This window comes from Pelotomaculum sp. FP (assembly GCF_004369245.1).
Lineage (GTDB): Bacteria > Bacillota > Desulfotomaculia > Desulfotomaculales > Pelotomaculaceae > Pelotomaculum_C > Pelotomaculum_C schinkii.
In genome coordinates, this window is the sequence record NZ_QFGB01000002.1 from 96,513 (window position 1) to 116,438 (window position 19,926).

18 protein-coding genes and 1 other annotated feature are annotated in these 19,926 nt (G+C 52.7%); of the genes, 2 read left to right on the forward strand and 16 right to left on the reverse strand.

Annotated elements, in window-relative coordinates:
• Positions 1 to 324: 324 nt before the first annotated feature.
• The 16 genes from fsa to Psfp_RS01330 all read right to left on the reverse strand — a co-directional run bounded on the left by fsa (position 325) and on the right by Psfp_RS01330 (position 18,462).
• Positions 325 to 972, reverse strand: a complete 648-nt coding sequence (gene fsa / locus Psfp_RS01255; RefSeq protein WP_134216740.1) for a fructose-6-phosphate aldolase — start codon at positions 970 to 972, stop codon at positions 325 to 327.
• A gap of 32 nt (positions 973 to 1,004) precedes the next feature.
• A complete protein-coding gene (locus Psfp_RS01260) occupies positions 1,005 to 1,859 on the reverse strand; it encodes a class II fructose-1,6-bisphosphate aldolase (RefSeq protein WP_134216741.1) in 855 nt (284 codons plus the stop codon).
• Between the two features lie 195 nt (positions 1,860 to 2,054).
• On the reverse strand, positions 2,055 to 2,738 hold the full coding sequence (locus Psfp_RS01265; protein ID WP_190259399.1) for a hypothetical protein: 684 nt from the start codon (positions 2,736 to 2,738) through the stop codon (positions 2,055 to 2,057).
• A gap of 277 nt (positions 2,739 to 3,015) precedes the next feature.
• Positions 3,016 to 3,393 (reverse strand): response regulator, encoded by a 378-nt coding sequence (locus tag Psfp_RS01270; protein WP_345789110.1) that lies wholly within the window; start codon positions 3,391 to 3,393, stop codon positions 3,016 to 3,018.
• Between the two features lie 143 nt (positions 3,394 to 3,536).
• Entirely contained in the window at positions 3,537 to 4,331 is a 795-nt protein-coding gene (locus Psfp_RS01275) for a Yip1 family protein (protein ID WP_134216743.1), read from the reverse strand.
• A 25-nt stretch (positions 4,332 to 4,356) separates the two neighbouring features.
• Entirely contained in the window at positions 4,357 to 5,274 is a 918-nt protein-coding gene (gene sppA / locus Psfp_RS01280; protein WP_134216744.1) for a signal peptide peptidase SppA, read from the reverse strand.
• A gap of 183 nt (positions 5,275 to 5,457) precedes the next feature.
• The gene (locus Psfp_RS01285; RefSeq protein ID WP_134216745.1) at positions 5,458 to 7,071 is read right to left on the reverse strand and encodes a CTP synthase; all 1,614 of its coding nucleotides are present in this window, start codon (positions 7,069 to 7,071) and stop codon (positions 5,458 to 5,460) included.
• 137 nt (positions 7,072 to 7,208) lie between these two features.
• Positions 7,209 to 8,894: an arginine--tRNA ligase gene (gene argS / locus Psfp_RS01290; protein ID WP_134216746.1), complete on the reverse strand. Its 1,686-nt coding sequence runs from the start codon at positions 8,892 to 8,894 to the stop codon at positions 7,209 to 7,211.
• 601 nt (positions 8,895 to 9,495) lie between these two features.
• Positions 9,496 to 10,074, reverse strand: a complete 579-nt coding sequence (locus tag Psfp_RS01295) for an indolepyruvate oxidoreductase subunit beta (RefSeq protein ID WP_134216747.1) — start codon at positions 10,072 to 10,074, stop codon at positions 9,496 to 9,498.
• The gene (gene iorA, locus Psfp_RS01300) at positions 10,067 to 11,836 is read right to left on the reverse strand and encodes an indolepyruvate ferredoxin oxidoreductase subunit alpha (RefSeq protein ID WP_134216748.1); all 1,770 of its coding nucleotides are present in this window, start codon (positions 11,834 to 11,836) and stop codon (positions 10,067 to 10,069) included. Before iorA ends, Psfp_RS01295 begins: the two co-directional genes overlap by 8 nt.
• Before the next feature lie 317 nt (positions 11,837 to 12,153).
• On the reverse strand, positions 12,154 to 13,461 hold the full coding sequence (locus Psfp_RS01305; protein WP_134216749.1) for a phenylacetate--CoA ligase: 1,308 nt from the start codon (positions 13,459 to 13,461) through the stop codon (positions 12,154 to 12,156).
• Between the two features lie 204 nt (positions 13,462 to 13,665).
• The gene (locus Psfp_RS01310; protein ID WP_134216750.1) at positions 13,666 to 14,916 is read right to left on the reverse strand and encodes an aminotransferase class I/II-fold pyridoxal phosphate-dependent enzyme; all 1,251 of its coding nucleotides are present in this window, start codon (positions 14,914 to 14,916) and stop codon (positions 13,666 to 13,668) included.
• On the reverse strand, positions 14,913 to 15,392 hold the full coding sequence (locus Psfp_RS01315) for an Lrp/AsnC family transcriptional regulator (protein ID WP_134216751.1): 480 nt from the start codon (positions 15,390 to 15,392) through the stop codon (positions 14,913 to 14,915). Before Psfp_RS01315 ends, Psfp_RS01310 begins: the two co-directional genes overlap by 4 nt.
• Positions 15,393 to 15,464: 72 nt before the next feature.
• Positions 15,465 to 15,695 (reverse strand) — a binding site (T-box leader).
• A gap of 188 nt (positions 15,696 to 15,883) precedes the next feature.
• On the reverse strand, positions 15,884 to 17,242 hold the full coding sequence (gene ypeB / locus Psfp_RS01320) for a germination protein YpeB (RefSeq protein WP_134216752.1): 1,359 nt from the start codon (positions 17,240 to 17,242) through the stop codon (positions 15,884 to 15,886).
• An 11-nt stretch (positions 17,243 to 17,253) separates the two neighbouring features.
• The gene (gene sleB, locus Psfp_RS01325) at positions 17,254 to 17,934 is read right to left on the reverse strand and encodes a spore cortex-lytic enzyme (protein ID WP_134216753.1); all 681 of its coding nucleotides are present in this window, start codon (positions 17,932 to 17,934) and stop codon (positions 17,254 to 17,256) included.
• Positions 17,935 to 18,144: 210 nt separating this feature from the next.
• Positions 18,145 to 18,462 (reverse strand): TusE/DsrC/DsvC family sulfur relay protein, encoded by a 318-nt coding sequence (locus tag Psfp_RS01330; RefSeq protein ID WP_134216754.1) that lies wholly within the window; start codon positions 18,460 to 18,462, stop codon positions 18,145 to 18,147.
• A 278-nt stretch (positions 18,463 to 18,740) separates the two neighbouring features.
• On the opposite strand from Psfp_RS01330, the gene Psfp_RS01335 reads away from it, so the two are divergent.
• Positions 18,741 to 19,538 (forward strand): hypothetical protein, encoded by a 798-nt coding sequence (locus Psfp_RS01335; RefSeq protein ID WP_134216755.1) that lies wholly within the window; start codon positions 18,741 to 18,743, stop codon positions 19,536 to 19,538.
• Positions 19,539 to 19,542: 4 nt separating this feature from the next.
• Entirely contained in the window at positions 19,543 to 19,914 is a 372-nt protein-coding gene (locus Psfp_RS01340) for a GntR family transcriptional regulator (protein ID WP_134216756.1), read from the forward strand.
• Positions 19,915 to 19,926: the final 12 nt, after the last annotated feature.

Sequence of the window (19,926 nt, forward strand, 5' to 3'; positions counted from 1 at the left end):
CACAAAATCCCTTCGGCTAACATGTCCTACCCCTTTAGTCCTTGTTATCAATATTATTATTCCCATCAAAAAACCTTACAAAAATCATTTTACTTCATTTGCTTGATAGAGGCAAAATCTCCTGACATATACTCTCTATGGCAGTTTACCATGCCGCTATCGCGGTACCGGTAAAGAATGAAAATCTGCGATGCGGGTGCGATTTCAATCGCACCCGGCGCACTGGCGCCGAACTTGTGGCAGCCAATGTTGCATTTGTGGGAATGAATTCGCACCCACATTTTTAAGAAGTCCAGAACATTTGTTTTCAGGGTAGTGTGTTTTCTACTTATTTTTCACAGTTTCCCAGTCTTCAAGGAATTTTTTAATGCCGGCATCGGTGAGGGGGTGCTGGATCATCTGCATCAGCACCCTGTAAGGTATGGTGGCAATATGGGCGCCGGCCTTGGCCGCGGTGATGACATGGATGGGGTGGCGAATACTGGCGGCAATCACCTCGGTGGGCAGCTGGTAGCGGTTAAAGATTTCCATTATGTCATAAATCAATTCCATCCCATCCAGGCTGATGTCGTCCAGCCTCCCGACGAAGGGACTGACGTAAGAGGCTCCGGCACGGGCGGCCAACAGGGCCTGGTTGGCTGAAAAAACCAGGGTTACATTGGTACGGATGCCCGCATTAGACAAGCTGTTCGTGGCTTGTAAACCCTCGGCTGTCATCGGAATTTTCACCACGATGTTCGGGTGTATGGCGGCCAATGCTTTCGCCTCGTCAATCATCCCGGGCGCATCAAGGCTAACAGCCTCTGCGCTGATGGGCCCGTCTACAATAGAAGCAATGGTTCGCACCACTTCGGCAAAATTGCGCCCTTCTTTGGCAATAAGAGAAGGGTTGGTAGTCACGCCGCAAATCACACCAAGGGCATAGGCCTTGCGAATCTCATCAATGTTGGCCGTATCAAGAAAAAGCTTCAATTTTCTTTTAACACCTCCTGGCCTGCTAAGAATTAAGCCTTATGCGAGCTGCCAAAAACCCTGATTTTCTCCCGGATCAGCCCGATCGCGGCTTCCCTCGCCGGTCCCAGCATTTTGCGCGGGTCGATTTCTTTAGGGTTGTCTGCCAGCACCTGGCGGGCCGCGGCAACAAAGGCCTCGCGGATGTTGGTGTCGATATTGACTTTGCACACTCCCAGGCCGATAGCTTTGCGGACGTCTTCATCCGGGACCCCGGATGACCCATGCAGGACGATGGGGATCTTGACAAGAGATCTGATTTTGGCCAGGCGGGCGAAATCCAGCTCCGGTTTTCCCTTATATTGACCGTGGGCAGTGCCAATGGCCACGGCCAGGGCATCCACTCCGGTTTCCCGGACAAATCTGGCGGCCTCCTCGGGGTCGGTGAAAAGGGCGTCGCGGTCACTAACACTGATATCATCTTCGGTGCCGCCTATTTTTCCCAGTTCCGCCTCTACCGAAACGCCTACGGCCCTTGCTACATCCAGCACCCGCCTGGTCAGGGCGATATTATCTTCCAGGGGCAACTTGGAGCCGTCGATCATAACCGAGGAAAACCCGGCCCTGACACACTGTATAACCTGCTCAAAACTGGTGCCGTGGTCTAAGTGCAGGGCCACCGGAATGGTAGTGCGCTCCGCGGCCAGTCTGGCCAGGGCCACGATATAGTCTATCCCCGCGTATTTGATGGCCCCCTGACTGGCCTGCATGATTACCGGGGCATTTTCCGCCTCGGCGGCTGCAACTATGGCCTGGACAATTTCCATGTTGTTGCAGTTAAATGCCCCCACAGCATAACCGCCGGCTTCGGCATGTTTCAATAATTCACTAACAGGTACGAGAGACAAAGCATTTCCTCCTTTTCGGTAGATACCCGCGACTGGAGCGGTTCTGTTTGCGAACAACGCAACAAAACTCGAATATTGGCTTTTCCCGCCGGAAGGATAAAATTACGCAAACTGACATTTGACCAAGTCAAATGCCAGTGAAATTAAGCCAACTTTTTGGTCCGGTAATAACAGTATGACCGGAAGCAAGCAGTATTATGTTTTACTCCTTTTACGGCGGGCTTTTTTGGACTTACCGGTGTTGGCCAGACTGTCCAGGCATTTAAAGCCGTGCCGGGCCAATTCGATCATGTCGACCTGCTGGATTACTTTTAAATCCTCTTCCGTTTCAGCATATATGATGTTGAGGCTATCGCAATTTTTACATTGGAGTTCCAGCCGATCCGGAAAGATATCCACCTCGATTTTATAATTACCGCACTGGCAGTAAAGTTCCCCCCGCTCGGCGATCTCGTGGAGACAACTCAGTACTTCATACATTATCTTGGAGTTGTTAAAGTAACTGTCACAGCCAAATTCATTGACCAGGGCTTCCAATTCCTGCTCATAACTGGCAGTCATCTCTTTCACTTTTGATGCGGGTCCAATATGTCCCAATTCCATATCGGTATCGTCACAGGAAAGGGTTACCACCTCTCCCGACCATAGCCTTTTCCCGGATATCTCCCGGAGGTGTTTGGTTTCGCATACCACACAGGGAACCTGGAGCCAGTAGCAGCTTAAGTTTTTTGTACTGACGGTCAGCTTGGTGGCGCCGCAGGAGCAGGTAACATGGAAAGCATGCCCCCTGGCAATGGAAAACCGGGAAAATTCATGAAACTCCATTTTCCCGCAATCAGGGCATCGCATGGCCAGCACGGTGTTTATGTCAATACCCATTGCTAAACCCTCCTACAACAATAGGGGATAGATTCCAGGCAAGATATCCGGGGCTTTCTTGAAAATCGAAACCGGCTTTCCCCAAAAGATCATGTCCCCAATCTGTTATATAATACTTCGCCACTGCTCCTAAAAGTCCTTTTTCATTCTGACCATACAAATAAAAACAGCCGGAGTTTTAGCGCCGCAATTACAAACCGGACGCGATTTCCAGCCAAAGCTAAAGCCGCATCTAAGAAACCAACCAAGGACGGCCCCTTAAATAAGCAGAGTGCAATCAGCCAATTTCTTTAATCATCGCAAGCCTGTCCTTTTCCTCCAAAAGCAATCCCTTGATCAGGTAGCGAATTTCATCAAGGTCAAAAGGTTTATTGATATAGTGCTTTACCCCTCTCCTTTTAGCCTCCGCCACTATATCAAGTTCACCATAGGCAGTCATCATCACCACCGGCGTTTGAGGAATGATCTTAAGCAGCTCATCAAGTGTTTCCAGGCCGCTCATGCCCGGCATTTTAATATCAAGGAGGACTAATAAAGGGGATTTATCGCTTACCTTCATGATGGCTTCCAGCCCGCTGGAAGCTGTTTCAACAAGGTATCCTTCATCAGAAAAAGCTTCATATAGGAGACGGCGCACACCTGCCTGATCATCCACAATGAGCAAATCGCAAGCTACCCCGGCATATATATTCCACTCCAGCCCTGTAATAGCTATATTTATTAATTAATGTAAACGTAAATATTCGTCGGACTTTCCTAAAAACCTCCTGTGTACAATAAAATATCTCCTTAATTCAGTCAAAAATAACCCGGCAGGTTCATCCCTGAAAATATGCTCACTGCGACAGCCACCAATCCGGCTAAAAGTAAGCCCGTGAATACGGCCAGAACCAACACCGGGCTAAGTACGGCAAGCAATGCCCGGCCTGTAGAGAGTCTGTGGACCTCCCTGACCCCGATTACCATAAGTGCGGCTACCCAGATCCATACAACCAAAATCGTGGTACATATAAATGCCGCGGAAGCCAGGTAGTAGTTGAGCATCTGAGCAGGAATCATTAAAATAGTCGGGATTAAGGAGAGGCCAACGACAGCGGCAACATTTCTGGCGCTCCCCAACCCGCCCAGCATTTCGGCGGCAAGGCTGATAAAGGCGCTATAGCTAAACCATTTTATATAACCCCACAGGAAAATTAAAACCGCGCCCAAAACCAAAAGCGGCGCTGTTGACGGTAAAGGAACCATGGCGGAAGGCTCGGCGGCCTGGTTTAAAACTCTTGAGATGGTTAACAGCCACATCAACACCCCGGCCAATCCGAGGATGGTCACCAGCAATAGAGCATTGGCCAGCGGCGGACGCCGGGCAGCCTTTTTCAGGGTTTTGACCGGTTCAAAAAGCACCCCGTAAACAAGTTCCAGAAAGCTCTGGACAGGTTCATCCTCGTCACAGCCAACATTTGGATCCTCGGTATTGTTGAAACAGGGAGCGCATGATGGTTTTTCTTGCGGCTCCAACCCGCTCCTGTCAGCGCCACCTGAGCTGGATGCCTCACCCGAAGAGTTTTGATCGATCTTATAAGTGTTATCGTTCATGGCAACTTTCTCCTTTTACGGCTCTTTAGCGAGGGTTAAGGGAATTTGCATTTTCTTCCAGCAAATCCGTCCAGCCCAGCCCCGGCAAAAGGTTCCCCTTCACCCCGGCAAACAACCCCTGCCAAAAGCTCTTTTCACCTATTTCAACAATCGCCGGTTCTCCGGCTATCCCCGCCATTTTTCCGGCGAGGAGAACCGCGTCATGGAAATCTCCCAATTGGTCTACAAGTCCGAGCTCTTTAGCCTGGCGCCCGGTGTAAACCCTCCCGTCCGCCAGGGCTTTGACCTCAGCGACATCCTTGTGCCTGCCGCGGGCCACCACATCTACAAACTGGTTGTAAATATCGTCAACCATGGACTGGAAGATAGCCCGTTCCTCGGGTGTTACCGGGCGATCCGGCGACCCCATGTCCTTGTACGGGCCGCTCTTGTAAATTTCCCTGTCCATACCGATTTTACCATACAACTCCTCTAAATTTGTAGTCTGCATAAACACGCCGATGCTTCCAGTAATGGTGCCGGGATTAGCGACAATTTGATCGGCGCCGGCGGCGATCCAGTACGCGCCCGAAGCTGCCACATCACCCATGGAAGCCACCACTATCTTGCCTGAATTTCTTAACCTCTGCAGTTCGGCGTCAATTTCCTGGGATGCCGCGGGGGTGCCACCGGGGCTGTTCAACCTGACCACCACGGCCTTGAGTCCCGGCTTTCTGGCTGCCTCTCTGAGAGAAGAGGCAATGGCCTCCGCGCCCGATTGGGCTTCAAAAGGAGAGACGCTCCGGCCGCTGGCGATAGTTCCTTCTATGTAAATTACGCCGACCTCTCCCCTGCCCGCGCTCGAATTTTCAGCAGTCCGGCCAACCGGCTTCATGGCTATGGCCAACACCAGGGAGATCGCGGCAACTCCCAGAATAAGCCCGGCAATAATTTGTTTCTTCAAAAGCGATCAACCTCCTAATTTGCTAATAGCTTGTTATATTCACCACCAAATCATACACACCTGCCTCTCCCGATGGAAGCAAGCATGGAACGATTCTCCTGCTTGGAAGCAAGGGGGCGGTTCTCCTGCTTCCGTCAAGGTGCAAAAAAAGCTTTGGGTTTTATCCAAAGCTTATACACGTGGTTAAAGGTACCTGGCCTCTTTATATTTTCTGGCCGCCCCGATAAATTCCCGGAACAGTGGGTGCGCCCGGTTGGGACGGGACTTGAATTCCGGATGAAACTGGGTGGCGACAAACCACGGGTGTTCGGGCAACTCAATGATTTCCACCAGGTAGCCGTCCGGCAGCGTCCCGCTGAAAACCATTCCCCGACCCGCTATGTCAGAACGGAAGTCATTGTTCATTTCATAGCGGTGGCGGTGTCTTTCCACGATAAGCTCCTGTTTGTAGGCCTGGTGGGCCTTTGACCCGGTCAGCAGCTTGCAGGGGTATCCCCCCAGACGCATCGTGCCTCCTTTGATATCGAGGTCTTTTTGTTCCGGCAGCAAATCAATCACCGGGTAACGTGTTCCAGGATTAAATTCCGTGCTGTTGGCATCCCGCCAGCCCAACACATTGCGGCAAAACTCAATCACTGCCAGCTGCATACCCAGGCAGAGGCCAAGGTATGGCAGACCGTTCTCACGCGCATAGCGGATTGCTTCAATTTTACCCTCGATACCGCGATCACCAAAACCACCCGGCACAAGGATCCCGTCCACGTCCTGCAGCAATTCATGGACATTGTCCGGTGTGACGCCTTCAGAATCAACCCATATTATCTCGACGGCCGATTCATGGTAAAACCCTGCATGACGCAAGGCTTCCGCCACACTGAGGTAGGCGTCGTGCAGGGAAACATACTTCCCAACCAATGCTATTTTGGTTAAATAACGCAGGTTCTTGAGCCTGTAAACCATTTCGGACCATTCGGATAAATCAGGCGTTCCGGTTTGCATACCCAGCTTTCTTAAAACGATATCGGCCAGTCCCTCTTGTTCCAGCGCCAGAGGCACTTCGTAAATAGACGGTGCATCCAATGCCTGGATCACCGCCTCTTTGTCTATGTCGCAGAATAAGGCCAGCTTTTCTTCCATTTCTTTTGAAAGGGGCAATTCACTGCGGCAGACGATTACGTCGGGCTGAATGCCGATGCCCCGGAGTTCTTTGACACTGTGCTGGGTGGGCTTGGTTTTCAACTCGTTCGCCGCCCGCAGGTAAGGCACCAGGGTCACATGAATATAGACCACGTTTCCCCGCCCGAGATCCGATTTTAACTGGCGTATCGCTTCCAGAAAGGGCTGTGATTCGATGTCACCCACCGTACCCCCGATTTCGGTAATAATCACATCCGCGTTGGATTCGGCAGCCACACGCCGGACCTGTTCCTTTATTTCGTTGGTAATATGGGGGATAACCTGCACCGTGCCGCCAAGATAGTCGCCCCTTCGCTCCTTACTGATGACAGAACTATAAATCCCACCCGTAGTTACATTGCAGCTGCGGGAAATATTAATGTCGATGAATCGCTCATAGTGACCCAGGTCCAGGTCTGTCTCAGCGCCGTCCTCGGTCACAAAAACCTCCCCGTGCTGGTAAGGGCTCATGGTTCCAGGGTCGACGTTGATATAAGGATCGAGCTTCTGAATAGCGACATGCAAGCCGCGGCTTTTTAAAAGCCGCCCCAGGGAGGCGGCTGTAATTCCTTTTCCCAAAGATGAAACGACCCCACCGGTAACAAACACGAACTTGCCCATGGCCAGCCTCCTGTGATTTCCTGTAAAAGCTGATTAAACTCCTTTAACATTTTATATGTGCCCACTTGACATGTCAATAGATTGTCAAAAATGTAGAGGCCCATATGAGACCAGTGGAGAACATTATTTACAGTGTCCTACATTCTTTCCGGAGCCGTCAAACCCAGGAGGCCCAACGCGTTTTTCAAAGTGATGCGGGTGGCGTCCATCAGTACCAGGCGGGCTGCTGTAAGCGCCTGATCCGAGGTGATCACACGGTGGCTGTTGTAAAAACTGTGCAGCAACCCGGCCAGCTCGTGGAGATAGCGGGCAATCCGCTGCGGCGCCAGCCCTACTGCCGCTGAAGCAACTTCACCGGGAAAGTCCGCCAATTTGCGGGCAAGCGCCAGCTCGGCTTCTTCTTTTAGCAGACTGTAATCGATCTGATCCGGCTGTGGCCGCGCCCCGCCCTGCTCGGTGAGCTGCCGGAAAATGCTGCAGATACGGGCATAAGCATACTGGATGTAATATACCGGATTTTCATTGGTCTCCGCCTTTGCTAAATCCAGGTCAAAGTCCAGGTGGCTGTCGGCGCCGCGCATGACGAAGAAGTAGCGGGCAGCATCCCTTCCTACTTCCTCCACCAGCTCCTCAAGGGTTACAAACTGGCCCGATCGCTTGGACATCCGGACAAGTTCTCCCCCCTTGTACAGACGGACCAGTTGCATAATTACCACATCAAGCGCTGCCGGGTCATACCCCAGGGCCGCGACCGCTCCCTTCATCCTGGGGACATGGCCATGGTGGTCTGCTCCCCAAATGTTAATAACCCAGTCAAACCCCCGCTGAAACTTGTTCCAGTGATAAGCGATATCTGCTGCAAAATAGGTGGGCACACCGTTGGAGCGCACCACCACCTCGTCCTTTTCGACCCCGAATTCCGTGGCCTTAAACCAGAGGGCTTCCTCATTTTCATAAATAAAACCCCGGCCTTTTAAAAATTCCAGGGTTTTCTGAACCGCCCCCGCATCGTGCAGGGACTGCTCGGAAAACCAGACATCATACTTGACGCCGAAATCGCTTAAGACCCTTTTAATGTGCCCCAGTTTTTCCTCAAGCGCAAATTGCACCAGGGCGGCACGACGTTCAGCCGGGTCACGTTCGAGGTAAGAGTCTCCGTTCAAGTCCCGGAACGAGCAGGCGGACGCAAGGATATCCTCCCCGTGGTAGCCACCCTCGGGCACAGGTATGTCGCGGCCGAACAACTGGAGGTAGCGGGCTTCCAGGGAAAGGCCGAAATTTTCAATCTGGTTGCCGGCATCGTTGATATAGTACTCGCGGCTAACCTCATACCCAGCAAAATCCAGGATGGCGGCGATGCTGTCCCCCAGGGCCGCCCCGCGAGCGTTTCCCATATGTAAGAGGCCGGTGGGGTTGGCGCTGACAAATTCTACCTGGACCTTTTTATTGTGGCCCAGATCCAGCCGGCCATAGTCCCTGCCGGCGTGCAAGATGTCCGGGATGACCTGGTAAACCCAGGCCGGATCAAGGTAAAAGTTGATAAAACCCGGACCGGCAATTTCCACCCGCTCCACCCATGAGTCAACCGGGGAAAAATGCTGGGTTAAAATCTCTGCTGCTTTACGCGGCGCCATGCGGGCCGGTTTTGCCAGCAGCATGGCCAGGTTGGTGGCAAAATCCCCATGGTCTTTTTCCCGCGGCACTTCCACCGTAAAGTCAGGTACTTCGTCGACCCGGATTGCCCCGCTACGGCGGGCTGCCTGCAAGGAGCCTTTTAGGGCTTCCGCCAGCTTGGAACGAACCTCCTCTACCAAACCGCTCATTTATTAGTTACCCTCCTTGGGTTTTTACCATCCCAAATCAATTCATAGACCTTCGCCCGGTAGGGCGACAAGCATCTTTACAAACAGGCGTTCCCAATGGTATAATATTCCTGTGCTCTTTAACAATCAGTTCGGGGTTGCAGCAGGTCAAATGGGTTGCTGCGTAAAACTAATTCCCGAAAGAGATTGTGGTGCTTTTGAAGAAAGCACGTATCTACGTAGCCATTTGGCAAAGTAGTAGATGCCCATGGACCGGGCCAAGGCTGTGGCGACACAGTGCTGTTGCTCACGAGAGAGCGTAAGACCTTGACTTGACAGGGTAGCTCTCGTTAAAATGAGAAACTTCCGCGAGAAGCCTCCGGGCTTGTCCCGGAGGAGGTTCACACTTTAGATTAATACTTCCGCCCAAGCCTGTCAAGTAAACCCAGACAGTCTTGCGAAAGGCTTTCCCCGCATACACCACAGCCTTTCAATCAACCCTTTTTCCAGATATTTGAACAAATTCGGTTGGTTAAACAAACCAAAGAAAAAGCTGCCGGGGTTTACCTGCAGCTTTTTTAACATCGTCCTTATCGTCCTTAATGATAATTGTTGTCCGAATCTAACCAAGCTCATAACCAGCCGCAAAAGCAGCTTGGTTGACTTCCAAAAGTTTGGCCGGCACCCGCTCAGCCAGCGCTTTTTCCCATATCGCCCGTTCAATCGGCAGGCGGCGGGCCATCGCGCCCAGCAGCACCACATTGGCAGCCTTGGCAGTCCCGCAGCGGCCCGCTATTTCCGTAGCGTCGAATACCAGCGTCCCGGGTACTGTGGTACACAGGTACTCCGGAATATCAGGCGGATACTCCGCCGCCCCCACCAGGACCGGCACAGGGTCAATGGCCTGGTCGTTGACAATTAATACGCCATCCTTTTTAAGGTAAGAGAGAAGGCGCAAGGCCTCTAATTTTTCAAAAGCCAGAAGAACATCAGCGCCACCTTTGACAATCAGAGGTGAATATACTTTTTCGCCGAGGCGGACCTGGGTGACCACGCTGCCGCCCCGCTGCGCCATGCCGTGGATTTCCGAAACTTTAATGTCGTAGCCGGCCGCCTGGGCCGCCTGGGCCAGCACCCTGCTGGCCAAAATGGTTCCCTGGCCACCGACACCGACCATCAAGACGTCGATAGACTTAAGCATGTTTCTCTTCCCCCTTTACCAGTGCGCCTTCCCGGCATACCTGCAGGCACAGGTTGCAGCCGGTACAGACAGCGGCATCCACCAGCGCCCGCTTATCCTTAATAGATATGGCCGGACAGCCGATGCGGGTACAGATTCTGCAGCCGGTGCATTTTTCAGCCTGCACCCTGACAGCCGGCCGGGTTGCTTTGGTTAAAAGAGCGCATGGCTTGTCCGCAATAATAACCGAGGGTTCGCTCGCCGCAAGCTCTTCTGCGATGGCGGCCTCTGTCTCGGCCAAATTCAGCGGGTCGATTACCCGCACCCTGTTGACGCCCAGAACCCGGACCAGCGCTTCCATGTTCACGGCCGGGGCCTGCTCGCCCGCCAGGGTGCGGCCGGTGCCGGGGTGATGCTGGTGACCGGTCATGGCGGTGGTGCGGTTATCCAGAATAATAACGGTAGCGTGGCCTTTATTGTATACCACGTCCAACAGGCCGGTAATGCCGGAGTGCAGGAAAGTTGAATCCCCGATTACGGCCACCGTCCGGGCGTCCAGCGCGGGGTTGGCCTTCCCGATGCCGTGGGCCACGCCGATACTGGCGCCCATGCAGATGTTGCTGTCCATAGCCTCCAGGGGGGGCAGCCCGCCCAGGGTATAGCAGCCTATATCACCGCTGACGTTAAGTTTCAGCCGGCGCAGGGCGTAGAAAACCCCCCGGTGCGAGCAACCCGGGCACAAAACCGGCGGCCGCGCGGGAACCGGCGGCGCCTCCTCAAGGTTGTACCCGTTCTGTGCTATACCTTCTCTGGAGGTGATAATTCCCGCATTGATCAGCGCTGCGGCAAGTATGCCGGGGTCAAGTTCCCCGGTGTAGGGGATAAAGCCTTCGGCGGCAAGCGCAAGACCCATCGCCCTGACCTGTTCCTCGATAAAGGGCTCCAGCTCTTCCACCACGATCAACTTTTGTACACCTGCGGCAAAACTGCGGATCAATTGCTCAGGGAGCGGGTTGGTAAAGCCCAGCTTTAACACCGAGGCGTTGGGCAGCACATCGCGCACATACTGATAGCTGATCCCGCTGGTTATTACGCCGAGGGAGCGGTCCCGCCACTCAATGCGGTTCACCGGACTCTCTTCCGAGTATTCTTTCAAACCGGTAAGACTTTTTTCCAGCGCGACACGGCGCGGGCGGGCATAAGTTGGCAGCATCAGGTTCTTTTTGATGTCCTTGAGGTAGTTTTTAAGCTTGCGCGGCTGCGGTTCCTGAATTTCCACCAGGCTCTGTGAGTGCGACACCCTGGTTGTAGTCCTGAGCATCACCGGGGTATCAAAGCGTTCACTGAGGTCAAGAGCCAATCCCACCATGTCCTTTGCCTCCTGGCTGTCGCTTGGCTCCAGAAGGGGCATCTTGGCAAAGCGGGCGTAATGGCGGTTGTCCTGTTCGTTCTGTGAGCTGTGCATACCCGGGTCATCAGTTGAAACCAGGACAAAGCCTGCGTTGACCCCGGTATAGGAAAAGGTCATAAGGGGATCGGCGGCCACGTTGACTCCCACGTGCTTCATGGCTACCAGGGCGCGCGCCCCGCCCAGGGAAGCGCCGATACCTACTTCCATGGCCACTTTTTCATTGGGCGCCCACTCCGCGTAAACTCCCGGGTATAAAACCAGGTTTTCCAAAATTTCCGTGCTTGGGGTACCCGGGTAAGCGGCAGCCACCGTCACGCCAAACTCATAAGCACCCCTGGCAATGGCGGCGTTGCCGGACAGCAGTTCCTTCATTACATTCCCTCCGTTGTCATAATCCGTATAAAAAAAGCCCGGTGCGAAACCGTTTTTCCACTCCGACCGGCAGCTTTTAATATTCTGGAACGCTTTAATGCAGGTGCGATTTCCACTCGCAACATGCGAATGAACGCAAACTCCCAATAAAATATGCACATTGGGACTTTATTAGCTGGTTTTCATGTGGTACGATTTTCAATCGCACAAAAACTGCTTAACAGTTTAAAATTCATACTGCATTCCCCTGAGGCCATGTACGAATGAATTCGCACTTATATCGGGAACCATGCTTATGAATACATGTTCTTCTTAGTTTATAAACCGTTCTTGGGGCGGTTGTCAATAACCCGTTTGGCCTTGCCCGTGCTCCGCTCAAGTGATTTGGGCTCCAGCAGCCTGACTTTAGCCGACAGGGAAAGGACACTGTAAAGCTTTCTGCGTAGTTTATCCTCCAGTTCCTCCAGGTCACGGAAATTGCCGGTGAATTTTTCGGGGGTAAGCTCCACCTGCACTTCCAGATAATCCAGTAGCCCCTTTTTGCCGACAATGATCTGGTAATGGGGCGCAATCCCTTCAACACCCATCAACACACTTTCAATCTGCGAGGGAAATACGTTTACCCCGGAAATAATGAGCATGTCGTCGGTGCGGCCGGTTACCTTGCGCATTCTGACCGTGGTCCTGCCACAGTCACACGGCGCCGGGTTTAAGACTGATATATCGCGGGTACGGTAGCGCACCATGGGGATAGCTTCCTTGGTCAGAGTGGTGATTACCACCTCACCTTTTTGCCCGTAGTCAAGGGGATCCCCTGTCCCGGGGTCGATAATCTCTACCAGGAAATGGTCCTCGGCAATATGCATGCCGCTGAAGCGCTCGCAGTCGCCTGAAACACCCGGGCCCATAAGTTCACTTAGACCGTAATTGTCGGTGGCTTTGATACCCCAGGCACGTTCCAGTTCGCCGCGCATTTTCTCGCTCCAGGCCTCTGAACCGAAAAGTCCCACGCGCAAAGGCAGGCTCACCGGGTCTATACCCATTTCCATCGCTACCTCGGCCAGATGCAGGCAGTAGGACGGCGTGCCAATGAGGGCGGTGGCGCCGAAATCCTTCATTAACATAATCGTTTTTTCCGAGTTGCCGGAAGAGGACGGCACTACTGTGGCGCCCACCTTTTCCAGACCGTAATGCAGCCCGAAGGCTCCGGTGAAAAGGCCGTAGCCAAAAGTCACCTGGGCTACGTCACTGGCCGTAACACCGGCCATGGTCACTATCCTGGCAATACACTCGGCCCAGGTCTCCAGATCATTTTTGGTGTAGCCCACCACGATCGGCTTGCCGGTAGTGCCCGACGAGGCGTGCAGGCGCACCACCTCTTTCATAAGTACGGCAAACAGTCCGTACGGGTAGTGGTCTCTCAGGTCGGTTTTAACAGTAAAGGGAAACTTTCGTATGTCTTCCAGCGTTTCCAGGTCAGCGGGCTTCACCCCGGCCCGGTCAAAAGATTCACGGTAAAATGGCACCCGGTCATATACCCGCGCCAACGTCTCTCTTAACCGAGCCAACTGCAGGGCGCGCATTTCTTCCCTGTCCATGCACTCAAAGCGAGGGTTCCAAATCATTTTAAGACACTTCCTCTAAATATAATAGAATCCGGCCCACTACTGACCAGCAAAGGCTGCGTCGTGACAACCACAACATGACTGAGCAAGATGGAAGAATATTTTTTACTATGCTTAGGCTAAAAATTGGGCATAACTTATGGCAATAGCCGTCCCCCGTTGGTGAGGCCGGCTATAACGCGCAAAGGTTCATGATTTTAAATTCTATAACGTCTGAAAAATTCCTTCTTTCAGTGGTTCCGGCTTCCCGAACGACCCTGTTAAAACTTTTCCCCGGCCCAGCCGGCGCCTGACAAACCGGCGCATGCGCTGGAAAGCCTCGCTGAGTTCCTCCACTGAAGTTGCGTAAGCACAACGCACAAACCCTTCGCCCTGTTCCCCAAAAGCATTGCCGGGGACAACAGCCACTTTGGCTTCTTTTAAAAGCTCTCCAGCAAATTCCTCGGAAGTAAGGCCCGTACCCGTGATATCAGGGAAGGCGTAAAAGGCTCCGCCCGGCTCAAAACAGGGCAGGCCCATTTCCTCAAAGGCCTGCAGAGCCAGACGCCGGCGCCGGTTGTAATGCTCAACCATATTGTTCATCTGGGACCGGCCGTTTTTCAAAGCTTCCAGCGCCGCGGACTGGCCCGTGATGGGGGCGCAAAGCGCGGTGTACTGGTGGATTTTTTTCATCGCCTCAATAAAATCAGGATTTCCAGCCGCGTACCCCACCCGCCACCCGGTCATGGCGTAGGATTTGGAAAAACCGTTCAGCAAAATGGTCCTCTCGCGCATACCGGGCAGGGAAGGTATACAGGTGTGTTTGCCGGTGTAGGTCAATTTATCGTAAATCTCATCAGAGATCACGATCAGGTCGTGCTGCTTGACAACCTCCATAATTTCCAGAAGCTGCCCCCGGCCAATGGTGGCCCCGGTAGGATTGTTGGGATAACACAGGAGCAACACCTTAGTCGCAGGAGTAATTGCCTTTTCCACCATTTCCGGAGTTACCTGGAAACCGTTCTCAACCGAGGTCTTGAGGTATACCGGGCGGGCGCCGGACAAAGTGGCGCAGGGCGCGTAGGAGACGTAAGATGGTTCCGGGATCAGGATTTCGTCACCGGGACACAGGAGGGCGCGCATGGCCAGGTCCAGCGCTTCGCTCACCCCGACGGTAATCAAGATTTCATTTAAGGGGTTATAGGAAACTTTATAGTTTCCCTCCATGTCCCGGACAATTTCCTCCCTCAGCTCCAGCAGACCATGGTTGGAAGTATAGTGCGTGTAGCCTTTCTCCAGAGAATAGACACAGGACTCACGGATATGCCAGGGGGTGACAAAGTCCGGTTCCCCCACGCCAAGCGAAATAACACCCTTCATTTCGCTAACCAGGTCAAAAAAACGCCTGATCCCGGAAGGCGGAATATCCCGGACCACCGGGTTAAGCTTTCTGCGCCAGTCAGTGGTTACGGTCATGGAGTTACCACCAGCCTTCTGTCTTCCTCGGCGTCATCCAGGATAGTCCCGTGGTACTTGTAGGTTTTGAGTACAAAATGAGTACAGGTGCTGATTACATTTTCAATGGTGGCCAGTTTATTAGATACAAAATAGGCTACCTCTTGCAGCGTGCGCCCGTTGATCATCACCGACAGGTCGTATGAGCCGGACATCAGGCGGACACTGCCAACTTCCGGAAAACGGTAAATGCGCTCGGCAATTGCGTCAAACCCCACCTCGCGCTGGGGAGAAAGCTTTACTTCGATGATAGCGGAAACCCTTTCCCCCTTCACCTTATCCCAGTTAATCAAAGTGAAGTACCCCAGGATAATCTTTTTTTCTTCCATATCCTTAATGGTGGCGGCAACTTCCGCTTCGTCCCTGTTCAGCATTGTCGCAATCTGCCTGGGGGTAAGTCGTCCATCAGCCTGTAAAATCTCCAGGATTTCCTTCAAGTGACAGCCTCCTTGCTTCGTTAGCGTCCTTTTTTAAAGCCAAGTTTGCAATAAAAAAACCCGTCCTCACAGCAAAGGGACGGGAATACTCTCGCGGTACCACCCTAATTAACCGAAAAGCTTAAACGATCTAATCGATTCTCTTTTGCCCGTTAACGGAGGCATTCCGGCAAAGCTTACTTCCCACTAAAGGTTTTTCGCCCGCGGTTCAAGGGCGGCCCGGACGCTTTCCTCAACCGGGCTTGCACCAAACCCCGGCTCGCTAATGAATACAGCGCCATTCTTCCCTGTCATCACCCTGTCATAAAATTGAAACAATTATAGCACGCGCGCCGGGAGGTGTCAACCTGCAATGTTTTTCAGTTGTGTTTGTTCTGTGATCATGTCACCCTGTAAGCGGACTGAGAAAATGTCACCCTTTTAAGTCCTAACGTTTTAGAGGGGGGTGACATTTTCTCAGTCCTTGACACCTGCAATGTTTTTCAGCTGGGCTACATGGTCAAGGTACCCCCTGGAGTGTCGATCAGCTTCAATATGTTTTCCTCTCTCCCGTTGAGCGCGTTCACGTAGATCAAGTAGGACTCCTGCCCCAGCTTTCCCTGAAACTCATAAGTCAGTTTTTCCTCCTTGGTCCCGACAGGGATCAGGGCCAATTTGCCCCCGGACACCTCAAAACGAGGATTAATGGCTGCCCTGGCCTGCTCCTGAGATATTGAAGGCTTTGGTAAATCCCGCTTCCGGTGTGACATCAGGTAGCCGGAGGTCTCTAACCCTGTAACTTCACCATTATCCAGGGCAACCGTAACTTTCACCAGGTCGGGATAAATAGTCACTCCGTCCTGCAACGCTGCGCAGTTGAAGGTGGCAAAATTGCCATGGAGCAGGTGATAGGTAGAGCGCATTTCCCCGAAACCCCGGTCTTTTAAAAAGCCTAAGGCCTTCCGGCGCGCCTGCTCAATATCCACCACTGGTTGGCCGGCCTTCCGGCCCTGCAGCATCCAAATAACCTGTCCCCCAATCCTTGAAACATCCAACTGTGTGGTATCCCCACCATCCTGTCCGGGGTTTACCTCCACCCGGTAGGCCGGTATACGCCCGTTGGCGTCCCCGGTTACCGTAGCCTGATAGTGAACGCCGGCCCTCTTATCGATGTAAGCCAGCGCCCGGTTTTTTGCTTCTTCCGCGCTGACTTCACCTTCCCCGCCAAGCGCCGCGGGCTCAGTCTTCTCAAGGTGTTCCGAGAACGGTCCGTCGTAAATAAGGGTAGGATACTGCTGCATCTGTTTATCCATAGCCTGGAAATTGGTTACAGCCAGGTTGTCCGGCTGCTTTTGCAGGTTATTGCGTACCTGGGAGAGCAGTTCCCCAAAATAAAGGTTATTCTGGGTCACCTGGTACTGCATACCTTGCAGCTCCCGGTTTAAATCTGTCGACTGTTGGTACAAACTGTTCAGCGTATCCCAGTTGGAACCGTCTATAGCCTGGCCCTGGTTGATCTGCCTGACCATACTGTCGGCATAATCCCCAACCTGGGTCAAAAATTTAGACGTCCGGCCGGCCAGGGCATCGTTTAAGGGCAGCTGCCCCAGGTTGGATTGGGCAAAGTTGGCCTGCATGCGGATATCATTCAAGAGCGAGCTTTCCAGTCGCGGATCGGCGGCCACCAGGCTTTTGGACAAAAGCACCTCCACGTTCTGGACCTGGCCGGCCATGTCGAAAAAAGCCCGCCGGTACTTATTGCCCAGATAGTTTTCCAGATCGCGCCTGGCCAGTTGCTGGTTGTACCCCCAGACACCTACGGCTGCAAGCGCCAGTAACCCTATTACAACAGGGATTATCCACCTTCTCAAAGCTTACCCTCCTATCGTGCAAAAACGTGTTCTCCAATCTGGGTTATAATGTTCCTGGACCAAATCCAGGGGTTGACCGGTTTGGACGGGTTCCAGAAAAACAGCGCTCCGCCTGTCGGATCGTACCCTGCCAAGGCCGCCTGGGCTGCCTCAATCGACTCACTGGTCACCGGCCGGTAAGCCTGACCGTTGCTGATGGATTCAAAGGCAAAATCCTGAAAGATCACTCCGCTGATGGTATGTGGGAAAGAAGCGCTCTTGGTGCGGTTGGCGATGACAGCCCCAACAGCGACCTTACCCAGGTAGGGTTCATTAGCGGCCTCTCCTTCAATGACCTGGGCCAGCAAGGATACGTCGCCCTGATCGGTGGCAGCGCCTCTCGAAACCGCCGGTGCGGCTACGGGAGAGCTCAGACCCATGGCCTCCAAGGTAGCATCTCCAACAATACCGTCCGGTTCAATGGCGTTGTTGCGCTGAAAGTTCTGCACGGCCCGGTAGGTGTCGTAGCCGTAATAGCCGTCCAGCGATCCGGTATAATAGCCCCACTGGCTCAGCCTATTCTGGACACTGGTGACCTCATCACCGCTGTTTCCCCAGCTTACACCCTGGGTCTGGGCGGCGGCCTGGCGGTAATACAGTGTGACTACCGCTACAGCAAGGACCAGCGCGCAGCAAGAATACAGGATAATCATTTTTGAAACGCTGAGTTTTTTGAAGATAGTTCCTCACCCCCTGGCAATATGTTAATATTTTCTCTTGTAATCCTTTTTTTATGTAAGTGTCCTAAAAAAAGAAAACCCGCCAACAACGGGCAGGTTATCATATGGTAATTTCATAACGGCTCTTAATCCCTACATCTTGTCTGGCGCTTTTCAAGGCGTCCGGGGGAACGATCCGCCAGTTTAAACACAGCCCGCCGGTTTGGGAAGTCCCGCTATTTTGCAGGCGCCCCTGGCCGGACCAGATGGAAACAGGCTGTAGATCTGCTTCAAACTCAACCCCGTATCCTTGCAAAGCTTCCTGATCATGGGAGCTATCTGAAACTCTTTATAGTAGTCCCGCAGGTATTTCATAACCTGCCAGTGCCTTTCAGTTAATTCATCGATCCCCTCTTTAGAAGCCAAAATACCGGCCACATCTTCTGTCCAGTCCTCAAAATCAACAAGAAAGCCGTCCTCATCCAATTCAATCTCCCGGCCGCCAACAGCTAAGTTTGACATATAAAAAAACACCTCCGTAGCGTTAGTTCATAGCTCTTGTTCAAGGAAACAATCATTTCCTGCAGACACTACAAAAGGGGGTCAACCCCTTGTTTAAAAATACCATGCCGAGGGGATTACAGTCAATAAAGATCCACTGCGTCATATCTCGGTATCTTTTTGATTTTATTCCAGCTACATGGAGAGAATTTCTATTTATAAAGAGCATTGACAGCCATAGTGATTTAGTGTACTATTTATCTAATACACATTCATAGTATATTTGAGGAGGAAAAACCATGAGCGCCTGGTGGAATCTGTTGCACAAGGAATTCCGCATGACCCGCACTTCTGCTCTCTTAGCCCTGGCCATCCTGTTAATCGGAGGGCTATGGCTGGTCTACCTGTCTTCCCGGTACAATATCGGTATTATCATTGTACCGGCATCTTTTCTCCTGGTCTTTCTGTTGTTTTACCCGGCCATCTACGTCTTAAAAAGCCTTCATTGGGAATGGAAAGTGACACCTCACCTGTGGCTGCACTGCCCCCAACCGGCCTGGATGCTGTTGTCGTCCAAGCTGGCTGTCGCCCTGCTGCAAATGCTGGCCATCATGCTGATAGCAGCGGCGCTGTTGTTGCTGGGGTTTTCCGTCAGCCCTATCCCGGAAGACGTGGGAGGCATTACTCTTTCGTCATGGCTTCCCTTTATTATCGAAGTAGGTTTTTACGCTGCTGTTTTCACATTCGCCGTGAGCATTTACATCGGGGCCTGGGCAACCCTGATCTCTGTGGTAAATGCCCTGGCCGGGAATATCCTGGGCAGGTTCCGCTGGCTGGCCGGCGCAGCTGCTTTTGTAGTCGCTGTAGTGGGCTTCGGACAGCTGCAGGAAACCCGGCTTTATGAACTGATTACCCGCTGGGGACTGATCAATATTCCACTGCAGAGCCTTCCGGAACTACCTGATTTTGGAACGCGCCTGTCAGTTAATGCCGCCATAGGTCGGCTCTATGCCGGTGAAATACTATTCTACCTGCTTCTGACCGCGGCTTTATATGCCCTGTCGGCCTGGCTCATCGACCACAAGGTGGAGGTTTAGCAATATGAGTCAAACCTTCAACAACACCCAACCGATTTACCTGCAAATTATGCGGCGCCTCTGCCGTCAGGTGGTGCGGGGCGAACTGAAAGCCGGGGCCAAGTTGCCGTCAGTACGGGAAATGGCCTTACAAACCGGGGTGAACCCCAATACCATCCAGCGGGTTTACACGGAACTGGAACGCCTGTCGATTGCCGAAACCAGGCGAGGGCTCGGCTCTTATATTACGGAAGATACCTTCCGGCTGAAGCAGTTGCGGGAAGACTTAAAATGTGAGCAGATCGGCAGCTTTATCGCAGACATGAGGGAAACGGGCTTTAGCCCGGAGGAAATTGTGGACGGTGTGCGTAAAGAGCTGTCCAACCCTAAAGCTTAGGAGAGGAGTTTC

Coding starts and splice junctions, on each gene's coding strand:
- Psfp_RS01265 (WP_190259399.1), bottom strand. CDS start 2,738: ATGGGTATTGACATAAACACCGTGCTGGCCATGCGATGCCCTGATTGC.
- Psfp_RS01275 (WP_134216743.1), bottom strand. CDS start 4,331: ATGAACGATAACACTTATAAGATCGATCAAAACTCTTCGGGTGAGGCA.
- Psfp_RS01285 (WP_134216745.1), bottom strand. CDS start 7,071: ATGGGCAAGTTCGTGTTTGTTACCGGTGGGGTCGTTTCATCTTTGGGA.
- argS (WP_134216746.1), bottom strand. CDS start 8,894: ATGAGCGGTTTGGTAGAGGAGGTTCGTTCCAAGCTGGCGGAAGCCCTA.
- Psfp_RS01295 (WP_134216747.1), bottom strand. CDS start 10,074: ATGCTTAAGTCTATCGACGTCTTGATGGTCGGTGTCGGTGGCCAGGGA.
- iorA (WP_134216748.1), bottom strand. CDS start 11,836: ATGAAGGAACTGCTGTCCGGCAACGCCGCCATTGCCAGGGGTGCTTAT.
- Psfp_RS01305 (WP_134216749.1), bottom strand. CDS start 13,461: ATGATTTGGAACCCTCGCTTTGAGTGCATGGACAGGGAAGAAATGCGC.
- Psfp_RS01310 (WP_134216750.1), bottom strand. CDS start 14,916: ATGACCGTAACCACTGACTGGCGCAGAAAGCTTAACCCGGTGGTCCGG.
- sleB (WP_134216753.1), bottom strand. CDS start 17,934: ATGATTATCCTGTATTCTTGCTGCGCGCTGGTCCTTGCTGTAGCGGTA.
- Psfp_RS01330 (WP_134216754.1), bottom strand. CDS start 18,462: ATGTCAAACTTAGCTGTTGGCGGCCGGGAGATTGAATTGGATGAGGAC.
- Psfp_RS01335 (WP_134216755.1), top strand. CDS start 18,741: ATGAGCGCCTGGTGGAATCTGTTGCACAAGGAATTCCGCATGACCCGC.
- Psfp_RS01340 (WP_134216756.1), top strand. CDS start 19,543: ATGAGTCAAACCTTCAACAACACCCAACCGATTTACCTGCAAATTATG.